This is a genomic window from Nostoc sp., assembly GCF_036916975.1.
GTDB lineage: Bacteria > Cyanobacteriota > Cyanobacteriia > Cyanobacteriales > Nostocaceae > Nostoc.
In genome coordinates, this window is the sequence record NZ_JBALFF010000026.1 from 1 (window position 1) to 11,373 (window position 11,373).

Here is an 11,373-nt window from a genome sequence, read left to right on the forward strand (position 1 = left end):
AACTACGGTTCTCAACTTAAATCGCGTTTAAATTCTTATTTTTCTGAAAAAGATTCCTAAAAACTGCCGTAAAAATAGAATGAAATAGCCCTGTTTATTGCCTGAGTCTAAGAATGAGTCTAATACTAATGTTAGCTCTTTAAATAATACTAATTTAGCAAAACGTCTTGGTGTTGATGCATCAAATTTAAAAAAACAAATGATGAAGGGCGAAGATAAGTTTTTAATTTATTCTGCTTCTAAAGACCCAGATAGTTTTGGGTGGAAATATTCTCAGAGCGAAAAGCTTTACTATCCAGTTTTTAATTAATGTACATCCGTGTATTACGCGGATAAAGTATTGATTTAGCGTTTATTGGAACGTGTACTGATATGGGTCGGGACACGTTATGATATCTAAAATCTTGCTTTTAGGTGTTGCTAACATCGCTATTTTTGTTTATCTTTAAAGGTGCTATTCTGGGCTAAGTTATTTTTAATGATTAAAGAAACAATAATTATAAGTTTTCAGATTGTATGTTAATCAATAAATTATTTGTCCACTTTGTTGAGTTGACAACTGGACAAATAATTTATTTTAACCCATTTCTAAATGTATGGATGTCCGACTAATATCTGACGGGGGAACATGTTTGTCAGGTTTTCGTAGCTCAAAAATTGTCTTGATTTATTTCAAAACCAGGATCTAAGAACTGGAAGCGATCTTCCAGTTCGTCTGGTCTACACGATTAGATTTGTTTAAATGAATACTTTGTGTAGTTAAGTAATATCCTCAATTTTATATTCGGTTAACCGTACCTAGTATATAAACTCTAATTTTTGGGTTCTAGCTTTTCTAGCATTTGGTTTTATACTTGTTTAAATGCTTACTCAGGCTTTCTTGTTATGACTGATATTTCTGAGTCTGATGTTATTAAAGCTGTTGCTTGTGATATTCCTCTTGGAGATTCTTATTTAGATGTTTATATGCTGCCAAGTGGGGATAAACGTCTTGGTATTGAAGGAATAGGTATTGCTCTTGGTTATACAGATCGTTGGTTTTACAACCGCACAACAAGGCGCTCAAAATGGCTAAGAAGCTTATATAATACGGGTTTTACAGGCGCACAAATTGAGTTAAGAGTTATTAGACAGTTTGAAGGTAAAACTTATCGTGGATCTTCTGTAGCAAAAACTATTAGTCTTCGGGACTTCATAAAACTTGTTACTTACGAGGCTATTATTCAGCGCAATCTTAAAGCAATTATTTTACTTGCTGCCTTTGCTGAAACTGGTTTGGAGCGTATATTAGACGATGCTTTTGCTGGACGTTCAATAGAGTTTCTTCTTGAAAAAATTGTTGCATTTAGCAAATGGACTTATGAGGAGCTAGAAGAAGTATTGCAATACAACAGGGAAGAAGTACGTGCATTGTACCCCTGGAGTGGTAAAGATTTATCCAATTGTAGGCACTTAGGGTCTTTTCCGCCTTCACTTGAAAATGGTTTTGACCTGTTGTATCTGCAATGACAAAATATACTTCGACATTTAAATCAAATCCCAAATCATCGGATTCTATCTCTGCTATTTGACAGTTAACCACTATTAAGGTATCGGGGTTAACGTTTACTACTTGCTCTTGGCGTTTTAATAATTCTTGTAATACGAAATCAGGTAATAGCTGGGAACTTTCCTCAAGTAATTGTTTTTGAGTTTCTGGTGAGTAACGAGTTTTTAATTCTTGCGTGATTAAAGTTAAATGGGCGAACCTATCGGTAAAATTATGCCTTGGTGTAACTGAAAATATTGTAGAGTATAGAATTGTCTTAAGTATTGCCCTACGCAACTCCCCCTATGACTACCGCACCCAACATCTGGCAAGAACTAGAAACCCTCACGGACTATCAAATAGATACCGTTAATGGTCTTACCAACGCTAGAGCCAGGTTGCGCTTGTTTGGTCAGCCGGAATCTGATGTGCGGGTAACGCTGTACCGCGATAACCATGCCTGGTGTCCTTACTGTCAAAAAGTTTGGTTATGGCTAGAGGAAAAACAGATCCCCTACCGCATCGAAAAAGTGACAATGTTCTGCTATGGGGACAATACCTTAGCCAATTTACGAGGGTTCAATGCCTGTAGAAACGGGATGAATACGCCCTAAAGAAGTAAGCTTGGCAAAAATCTGATTTAATAAAATAGGCTCAGGCATTTCGGGAAGCATTTTTAAAATTTCACGGACATATCGAAAACCACTCTGGGTGAGCCTTAAGGTCAAGAATGCCAGAGTCGGGATTAAGGAGACGAAAATCCGCTAGAAGATGATGGGATAAGTTGACCATAAAGAATGCTAGATTAACAGCATTAGTTACAGCAGTTTGACTTAAGTTCATAAAATCTTCCAATCGCCAAAATTGCTTGGCATCTCGGAAATTGAATTCGATCTGAAAGCGCAGCTTGTAGCAGTCAATTATTTTCTCAGATGACAATTTCAGGTCGCTAGAAAATAGAATCACATGGCTGCAAGCATGAGTTTTAAGATTGGTTTTGACTAGAATAACTACATTCAGAGCTTGGGCAAATTCTTTGTGAAGTAAAGTCACTTGATAAACGTCAGTTTGAACATCCTCATCAATGGTACTTTTACATAAATACTTGTTAGCTATGTTATTGTAGTCAATTTTGCCTCCGTATTTACGACGAGAGCAACTATTAGGGTCAAGGTGTTGATAAGGTATATATAATGCCGAATCATAGCGAAGCTTAGAAACTATATGCAAGTTAACTTGACGAGCCATCTGCAAGGCATTATTGTTCCCAAAGTGTCCATCTAACACTAAGTAAGTAAGGGGAATAAATTTAGCTAATAACTTAAACAGCGACTTAATCATTTTCTGAATTCTGAGTAATTCAGATGTGAGAATTACCTGGGTTTTATTCTTGTTTTTACTCCCCTTCGGTCGTCCACGCCCACGTTTCTCTTGCAATTTTATTTCTTTGGTTGGTGACGGGCTGCTTTTTTCTATATCGCTCTTTATCACCTGTTCTATCTGAATCGGAAACGAGTGCCTTTGCTCAACACTGACTAATGATAATGTAAAAAAAGATAGCCCTGATATGGGTTTGCTAGCCAGGCTAGAAAAAAATCTATCCAGCCCATAAGTTTGTTTCCCTGATTTACTTATTACAACTTCATCTCCTGCTAGCAAATATACCTCATTCGCACGAAATAAATGCCTGCGAAAGAATACCCAAAACAATGTCGCCCAAGGTATTACCGTATGAAAGAATCTCAACATCGTTCGATAACTACCACCACTGCCTGTCCAACGTGATATTCAAGGGCATCGTGACTCGCCCGCTCATTCCTAACATTGCCAGGATTATCTGGTTCAATTGCCGCATCGTCGTAGCGTTTATCTGCGGTAGCAAGCATCTTCCGCAGTGATAAGATATCGGACATGGGCTGATTGTGGTTTTTGAGTTGTCGTTGTGAGAGACAATAACTCTACTACATGGGCCCTCTCTCTCATCCTCTTATTTTGGCTAAGGTATTGATTGACAAGTGAGTGCAAGTGAGTACCACTGCGGCAACTCGTTCTAAATCACGGGTATTGAAGCTTGGTACATTGAAATGGTCATTGATATTTCTCCACAAAAAATTCAAACGACTTTGAGCTAACCCATCTAATATTAGAAGGGATTGGCTATAATTTGATGTCGGATGAAAACTGTCAGCTAAAATAATGAAGGTAGTTATACAGGAACGCCAATGAATATCAGTATTGACATACCTGATGAGGTGCGCGTTTATGTGGAGGCACAAGTAATGGCAGGTCCTTACAGCAGCATTGGCGAATATTTTCATTGGTACAGCTTGACCAAAAACGCAAGGCACAAGTGAAGTTAGAAGGACTTTTGAAAGAAGGTATTGATGGAGAAGGGGAGGAAGTAACACCAGAATATTGGCAAAACCTGCGTTCTACCGTTTTAGGTCAGAACAGCATGGGCAACCCAAACGATACATGAGCTATCGATTAATTGTCAAAGACCGGGCAACGCAAGATTACTTATATTATTACTGACTGACACCAACTCACTAAGAAACACTTCATCCCGATTGAGCCACTGCCCGAAAATCGAATCACGCTCATCATCAGGGGCAACGAATTGGTAAACGCACTCCCGATTTTCACGCTTGCCCAATCGACCAACATAATTCAACTTCAAATCAATCTTGGCAAGTAATTTCTGAGCGATCGCTATCGGGGTCAGTTTTTCCGAGATACTAACATTGAGGTAATTCTTGATAACCTGCCGATGCTTTAAGGCCAATGCTTTAAATTCCTGCATTGCCTCGTCAGAAGAGCGTAACCGTTCCCCAGGCGTAAGCAACTGCAACAGATTCAGTTCTTCTAGTATTACTCGCTCTGCTCTTCATAGTTTTGAGGAGAATTTTTTTCAAAAAACTGTTGCACAGTTGTCTAATGATTAAGTATGCTACTGCACTTCGCTTAGGAATAGCAGAAACAGATGCTATCTTAAAGCGTTTTACTAGGGGGAATTTGTTGCACCCTACTTATCAAGCCCTATGTGAATTAGGGAAAGCAGTCAAGACCATCTTTCTATGTCAATATCTGCATTCAGCCGAACTGCGTCGAGAAATTAATGAGGGGCTAAATGTAGTTGAAAATTTGAATAGTGCTAACAGTTTTATTTTTTATGGCAAGGGTGGAGAAGTAGCCACTAATCGCTTAGAAGATCAGGAGTTGGCTATTTTATCCTTACATCTGCTGCAAATTTCATTGGTGTATATTAATACATTGATGATTCAGCAGGTATTGTCACAACCGCAATGGATGAAGTTAATGACTAAACTTGACTTGCGGGCGCTTTCACCTTTGATTTGGCTGCATATCAATCCTTACGGTACTTTCAACTTGGATATGAACGAACGTTTGCCTATTGAGACTGCTGCATAAACATGCAACTGGAGTTATATCTTCTTTATTAAGCATAACTATTACCTTTTTACTCCGGCGATCGCCTGACTGTATTTCATGTAATCGATAAACACGTTTTAACGGCAATCTTATCCTTCCACCGACAGTTTTTAAACTAAACGGTTTAGTTTGCACTTCATGACAGCTTCGCCAGTTCTACCCCAATTACTACGCCACAAACGTTTCAGTCTTTATGATGACTGGGGATAGCGATCGCTCACCATTGCTAAAAAGTTCCGATTTCAATTGGAGTCGGAACTAGGGAGCGATTTTTATGTGCCTTTCAAGCTTTTTTATTCACTAAAACCAAATCAAACTGGATAAAGTTCCAACTCCGCAATAAGATTCGGTACTTTCTTCATTACTTTGCCCCTGGTGACAGCTTCCGTAACACTACCCCTTTTTACGCGGTCTGCCAGGTTTCAAAGTTTTAAGTTTTACTTTATCAAGCAGAGGTAATACTTGTTCTCTCTCATTACCATTGGCTGCGGTTGTGGAGTTAGCAATCATGCATTCCATTACCTTCAGTAAGGGTGTGAATAAGAACACCTTTCCCTTTGCCCCCATACTTAACTTCCTCACCTCCTCCCTTTCCAGGGGGAAAAAGAGCCGTCAACAGCCCCAAAGTCCCAGTTTATCAGCCCCCTCTCATCAGCGATCGCGCTTTACACGCTCTTGTATATATTCAAATGTTCCATCTGAGCGCCATTGCTTTAACCATCGGTGAGATGAACTTTTTGATGCCCATGTACCCCCATGTGGTAAGTCACACCATCGACACCCTGTAATCAGGATGTACAACAGACTATTTAATACATAACGATATGGAGCATGAGGCATACATGACCCACGTTTGGATGGTTCTTCGGGAAATATATCCTCAAATAGTTTCCATTCTAGGTCAGTCAATCCTTCAAAATGCCCAGCCATACACAGATACACCCAACTCAAGTGAGAAGTAGATTATCATATTTCGGCATTAGTGGGATAGGTTCGTAGAAAGTCAAAAAAGACAAGAAAGTGATTTGAAGAAGTTAGAAAAAAAGATAAAAACGGAAAAAAGCAAAGTTGCAAAGCTGCTCAAGGAAATAAACAAAGAAGATTTTGAAAGTCCAGAACAAGCTCGATATAAACTAAAAAGCTAAACAAAAAATTGAACCTCTTTGAAATTAAAGAAGTTAAGGTTATTCAAAGTAAATCAAAAGGTAATAAGACTATTTACAAAATAGAAGGAGTGGAGCATCAAAAGCCAGAAGAGATAGAAAGAATCAGAAAAGAAGCGGGAAGATTTATTTTAGCGACAAACTTAGTTGACGATGATAAGTTAAAACCAGAAGAAATTCTGACAAATTATAAAAATCAACAGTCTTGTGTTCGCAAAGCGTGCCGAAGGCAAAGAGGGTTCAGATTGGGAGCATCCCACTTTTTATTTAGCGAGCAAAGATTAATCCATTAAGATAAGCGCAACGATGAGCAAGGACTTGAGGAACATTATCAATATTCCATTGTGCGCCAGAGATTTTAGTTCGACGGTCAATCTGTTTAACAGTAGATTCAATTGCACCAGAGCCAATGGAACAAATTTGCTCGGCTTGGTAATACTGGTAATTAATTATGCGGTGTCGATGTTTCTCAAGGTAAGCACAGAAATTATCTGCTTGTTTGAGTGTGCAGTCAGTAAAGCAGGCGATCGCATCATCAACATAACATTCCAGAGAAACTCTTTAACGGTGTTTATCCTTTGCATCGAACCGCCAATTTTATAGAGGTTTTCCATAAGATGAAACCAATCAAGTATTTCGCGTCGGTCTTGTTCGGGTGTCAACTCCCGAATTATGTTCCAAATCCCGTCATGTCCGTCGCCAATACATGTGAGAATAGGAGCCAAGGGTTGATCGTTAACCCAATCAATTACGAGATTATTTTCCTGGAATGAGGCGGCAAGGGAAAAGCAAATTGTGTAAGCGGACGGCTTTATAACCTTTCCAATCACATGGTTGTGCCGCTGGTGTGCGAATGCGGATATTTCCTCCATCAACACTTAATTCCTCAACCGTTGATTCTACTTCTGGTAACTTAAAATTTTGACGATGTACCAATCGCTGTTGAACACTTTTCGAGACTTCTATCCCTGTCGCATATTTCACGTCTTCTGCTGCACGTTGGTACGATACTGTAGCACTTGCTCTCAGGCAACATGCCTCTAGATATGGACTTAACTGACTATTTGGTCTAAGTTCCAGCTTTTGTGCTTGAGAACTCGTAATTGGCAGTTTCCCAATGATACTTTTTACAACTCGAAAGTGTCCTGTGTTTTCTCCTGTGACATTTTCGATAAAAAAACCCCTACTTCTGGCATGACATGTTCCTGCATTTGACTGCGTACTACTTCTTCGATCAACCCTGACGCTTGTTAGTTCCTTAGTGGGAGCGTTTTTGTACAGGATTTTAGCGTAGGCGTAGCCCGCCGCAGGCATCGCACGAGCATGTTCGATTACAAGTTGGCTTTCTTCTTCAGTCATGGCGGTTCCCATCAAAACGCTCGCATGGATTACACCTCTACCATCTCACTTTTAATTTTTATTTATCGGAAGAATAAAAACTGGGATGCTCCCGTTCAGATTTCTAAAAGACCCTTTGTTTTTTGCCGATAGTTTATTTGTAGAAAACCCTGAAAGAATCGAGACGATGTTATTTTTAATGTCTTTGTGCTTGTTAGTTTATAATCTCGGACAAAGGGAACTGAGGAATAGCTTAAAAAGAATCAAAATCGGAATCAAAAATCAACTAGGTAAGTTAACGATTTCTCCGACATTAAGATGGGTGTTTCAATGTTTTCAAGGAATTAATCTTTTGACTTTAAATGGTGTTAACCAAATTGTTAATTTAACATTAGAACGTAGTTTTCTTTTGAATTGCCTGCCATCATCTTGTCTAAAATATTATCTGCTTTCTTAAAGTGAACAACTTTTGGAAAATGAAGAAAAATTTATCAACATCGAAGAAACAGTAATTGCTCTTCAAATTTTTAGCGCTTACATAACTATCAAATACATTGTGTTTGATGATTTATTTTCATGCTGTAGATTCGTTCAGCACTACGAGTCTTAATCATCCTGATTTTTTTGCTTTTCTCTTGACGTAATCTCTTTGTACTTCAAGTTGAAGTGCGGAATGTGGGTTATAATCTTTCTCAATCAGACTCGGCTGATCATACAGCAGTTATTCAAACCCAAGTCAAGATAAATTTTCGTGAAATCAGTATGATATTTGTAATTAAAATTACTTTATACTTAAATATAATTTTTAGCGATCGCTGATTTTTGATCCGACCTCACAAAATCGTGTTGCTCCCCGGCTCTTGATTTGATGAATCCGAAACATCTAAAAAACTGGTTTACAGACTGTTGTTATTGTACTTCATGAACCTGCAATATCCTGTATTTCAGTGACATTCACTTAAAGCCAATTCCCCAGTAAAACATAGGGTGCCCAATAAAATGGATGTTCTTTATCCTTCAAAACAAACTCTTGAGCACGACGTAGGGCTTCTGCTTTACTTAAATTGGCATCTTGTGTTAATTGTCGATAGAATTCACTCATCAGAACGGAGGTAGATTTATCGTCTACTTGCCACAGTGAAGCCAGAGTACTGCGTGCACCGGAACGTACAGCGACACCAGCGAGTCCCAAAGCAGCACGCTTATCTCCAGTCGCTGTTTCACAAGCACTGAGGACAAGTAATTCAATTGGAGGAGGTACGCGATTGGAACGCCCTACCACTTGTTCTCTAGTTTGCAGTATTTCACGCAACAGTTTAATATTAATCTTGCGATTCCAAGCAAGAATATATGTATCTTCAACTTTAGAACTGAATTTGCCGTGAGTTGCTAGGTGAACCACAGGAAAAGAAACTGAACTGACTTGCTGCTCAATGTTGGTGTCAGTAAAAGCTTGGTTAATGAGTTGTTTAGAAGGAATAATAGACTGTATTTGGTGCAATTCGGTGGCGACATTTGGTAGGGAACTAAAGCCGAGGCGAGATTCTGTTAATCCGGCGACTAATGCTTCAAATCGTCTCCGTTTTTGTTTGGGTGCTAGCAGTTGCAAACCGGGCGAGAGGGCGACACTGTATTTTTCTATCAAATATTGTTTGCCGTTGTAAAGCGCAGCCATTGGGATATTCTGCAATGAACCATCCATCACAAAGACTAGATTTTTGACATTGCTTTGCTCCAAGTCTGCAATGGCAGGTTTGATAATCCAGTTATATACTTCTTGGGAAAGCTCTTCGCGATCGCGAAATGTATAACGTTGTTCTAGTTTTTGTCGCAGTTCTTCTAAAGTCTTTTCTAGTTCAACTTTGGGTTTATAAGTCGTGAAATGCCGTAATTCGTCAGAATGCGGTAATTTGACAATTATTTCGAGGCTGTCTGGTAAGATAATTGAGTAAAAAACTGCTGTCACTGGATTAGCATTGTTCACCACTTCGTCAATCGGCGTTGGCTGGATGGTAATACAAGTATCTTGGAAAAAGTTGTCTAATTCAGCCAATTGTAAAGCTTCAATCACATCCCGAGCTTGCTTTAAATTTTTCTGGCTGACTTGTTTGGTTACTGCTTTGTCAGTCAAGGTTTGGTCTGATTGTAAAAGTAATCCTACCAATTGACGATATACTGGTTCTACTTCATCTCGAAAGTCAAATTGAATGTCGGAATTAAGAGCTACCAAATCACTGCGTAAAGTATGAAGAGTTTCCACTGCTGTGGTGTATGCTGCTACTGCTCTTTCTGAATCTCCCTGTACCAAAAGCAGGCGTCCGAGTTGCCATTCCCACTGATAAGCAATATCCGGTGCATTTATCATCTGAGCAAGATTTAAAGCTGACTCAGTATATCGCTGTGCGTTTGACAATTCTTTTTTGATTTCGTAAAATTGAGCCAGATAACCTAGACTATAAGACTCGGCTCGTTGGTCTTTGATGTCTTTGGCTTGTTGGACAGCGGTATTTAATAGCTCGACAATTTCTTCGGTATTTTGGATTTTAGCTCGTTCCCTGGCTCCTGCCTGAAAATCCTGATTTTGGATTGGGGAATTGAAAATTTCTCTTGTTGTCTGCTTGTGCGCCTTCTCAAGACAAACCAAACTCTGGGCAAAATTTATTCTGGCGTATACTGCGGCTTGACTGGGGGTTAAATTGGAGAGTGCAGATTTAATTGCTCCAATATCTTCGCTTGTCGGTTGTTCCCCAAGAACCTGCAATACGCTCAAGCGATTGAGTTGGGCTTGTACAGCAGTAATGGGGGAACTTGACTTATTAGCGGTTTCATGATATAAATCAGATGCTTTTTTGAAGTAAAATTTGGTATCCTCTGTTTGGACGATCGCAGTTTGTCCACACCGCGACGGGAGAAAATTATCCTCGGTAGTGCTTTTTTTGATGAGTTTTCTTTTGCCCCTTGCAAATGCGAGATTGCCTAAACTGAGTAAAGTTGCACTTTCTTCTTGTGGCGATCGCAACTGTTGCGCTACTGCCAAACTTAGCTTTAGTATTCTCTCAGGATCTGTTTTTTCTATATCTTCACTAATATCTCCACTAATATCTTCACTAATATCTCCACTAGCTAGCAGCGAATTTCCAAAATTTCGTAATCCAGCAGCTTTTAAAAGCGAGTTTGGCATGGAAAGAAGATTTTTTTCTACCTGCTTAAATATATTCATCGTGCGGTGGTAAAGCCCCAAAGATTGGAAAGCTGTAGCTTGGTTTATTAAAATACCAGTATTACCAGCCGTATCACCAATTTCAGTATAGCTTTTAGCTGCCTTTTCCCATGATTCCAAAGCATTTTCAGCTTGCCCTAGTGCTAATTGTAAATTGCCTTGAGTGTTGAAAATCAGAGCAAAAATGTGTTTTGCGCTACTATTACTTAATTTTGATTTCTTTAATAAATCGAGACTGGTTGTAATTGCTACACTTGCTTGCTTCCAATCTCCCAGTTTTTGCTCACTCAAGGAAAGAAAATTTAACGCCAAAGCTTGGTTGAGAAGATCATTTTGGGACTGAGAAACCTGTGCAGCCTCCTGAAAACTTTGCACGGCAAAGGCAAATTGTCCTGATTGGTATAAAGTCTTGCCATTTTCTATCAGTTGTTCTATGCTTTCGGGGACTTTGGTATGGGATATAGAAACATTGCTAATTGGCTGACTTGATCGGATGGGGACTTTTTCAATAACTGGGACAATCGAAGCAGCCGATATCAGATGAACCCCAAAGCTGAAAGTCAATCCCAGCAAAGCTAACAAGATAATTTGCCACTTGTAAAATACACCCTTTTTTCTAGCCGTGTTCCAAAAATTAGGTCTTGCCATTCCAAAATCTACTCCAAAATAAT

General features: G+C 39.1%; 6 protein-coding genes and 6 pseudogenes. 7 read left to right on the forward strand and 5 right to left on the reverse strand.

Annotated features, from left to right (window positions below; all coding sequences use genetic code 11):
• Positions 1-97: 97 nt before the first annotated feature.
• From V7K73_RS04540 to V7K73_RS04550, 3 genes and pseudogenes are all read left to right on the forward strand, one after another.
• Positions 98-310 (forward strand): hypothetical protein, encoded by a 213-nt coding sequence (locus tag V7K73_RS04540; RefSeq protein WP_334877543.1) that lies wholly within the window; start codon positions 98-100, stop codon positions 308-310.
• A gap of 575 nt (positions 311-885) precedes the next feature.
• On the forward strand, positions 886-1,509 hold the full coding sequence (locus tag V7K73_RS04545) for a hypothetical protein (RefSeq protein WP_334877545.1): 624 nt from the start codon (positions 886-888) through the stop codon (positions 1,507-1,509).
• Between the two features lie 324 nt (positions 1,510-1,833).
• A pseudogene (locus V7K73_RS04550) lies at positions 1,834-2,082 on the forward strand (glutathione S-transferase N-terminal domain-containing protein); the annotation flags it as partial.
• Between the two features lie 15 nt (positions 2,083-2,097).
• Here V7K73_RS04550 and V7K73_RS04555 read toward each other — a convergent pair.
• Positions 2,098-3,441, reverse strand: a pseudogene (locus tag V7K73_RS04555) (transposase).
• Between the two features lie 404 nt (positions 3,442-3,845).
• Between V7K73_RS04555 and V7K73_RS04560 the strand changes: the two are divergent.
• Positions 3,846-4,007 carry a hypothetical protein gene (locus V7K73_RS04560; RefSeq protein WP_334877546.1) on the forward strand — a complete coding sequence of 54 codons (162 nt, stop codon included), beginning with the start codon at positions 3,846-3,848 and terminating at the stop codon, positions 4,005-4,007.
• 15 nt (positions 4,008-4,022) lie between these two features.
• On the opposite strand, the gene V7K73_RS04565 is transcribed toward V7K73_RS04560, so the two are convergent.
• Positions 4,023-4,379: a hypothetical protein gene (locus V7K73_RS04565; RefSeq protein WP_334877548.1), complete on the reverse strand. Its 357-nt coding sequence runs from the start codon at positions 4,377-4,379 to the stop codon at positions 4,023-4,025.
• Between the two features lie 86 nt (positions 4,380-4,465).
• Between V7K73_RS04565 and V7K73_RS04570 the strand changes: the two are divergent.
• Positions 4,466-4,960 (forward strand): annotated as a pseudogene (locus V7K73_RS04570) (Tn3 family transposase); the annotation flags it as partial.
• A gap of 672 nt (positions 4,961-5,632) precedes the next feature.
• Here the strand turns inward: V7K73_RS04570 and V7K73_RS04575 are convergent.
• Positions 5,633-5,911 (reverse strand): transposase, encoded by a 279-nt coding sequence (locus V7K73_RS04575; RefSeq protein ID WP_334877549.1) that lies wholly within the window; start codon positions 5,909-5,911, stop codon positions 5,633-5,635.
• Positions 5,912-5,976: 65 nt separating this feature from the next.
• Between V7K73_RS04575 and V7K73_RS29785 the strand changes: the two are divergent.
• A pseudogene (locus tag V7K73_RS29785) lies at positions 5,977-6,389 on the forward strand (IS1634 family transposase); the annotation flags it as partial.
• A gap of 22 nt (positions 6,390-6,411) precedes the next feature.
• Here the strand turns inward: V7K73_RS29785 and V7K73_RS04585 are convergent.
• Positions 6,412-7,503 (reverse strand): annotated as a pseudogene (locus tag V7K73_RS04585) (ISKra4 family transposase).
• Between the two features lie 94 nt (positions 7,504-7,597).
• Here V7K73_RS04585 and V7K73_RS04590 point away from each other — a divergent pair.
• A pseudogene (locus tag V7K73_RS04590) lies at positions 7,598-7,939 on the forward strand (IS1634 family transposase); the annotation flags it as partial.
• Positions 7,940-8,440: 501 nt separating this feature from the next.
• Here V7K73_RS04590 and V7K73_RS04595 read toward each other — a convergent pair.
• Complete coding sequence (locus tag V7K73_RS04595) at positions 8,441-11,350, reverse strand: CHAT domain-containing protein (protein ID WP_334877552.1); 2,910 nt, start codon at positions 11,348-11,350, stop codon at positions 8,441-8,443.
• Between the last annotated feature and the right edge of the window lie 23 nt (positions 11,351-11,373).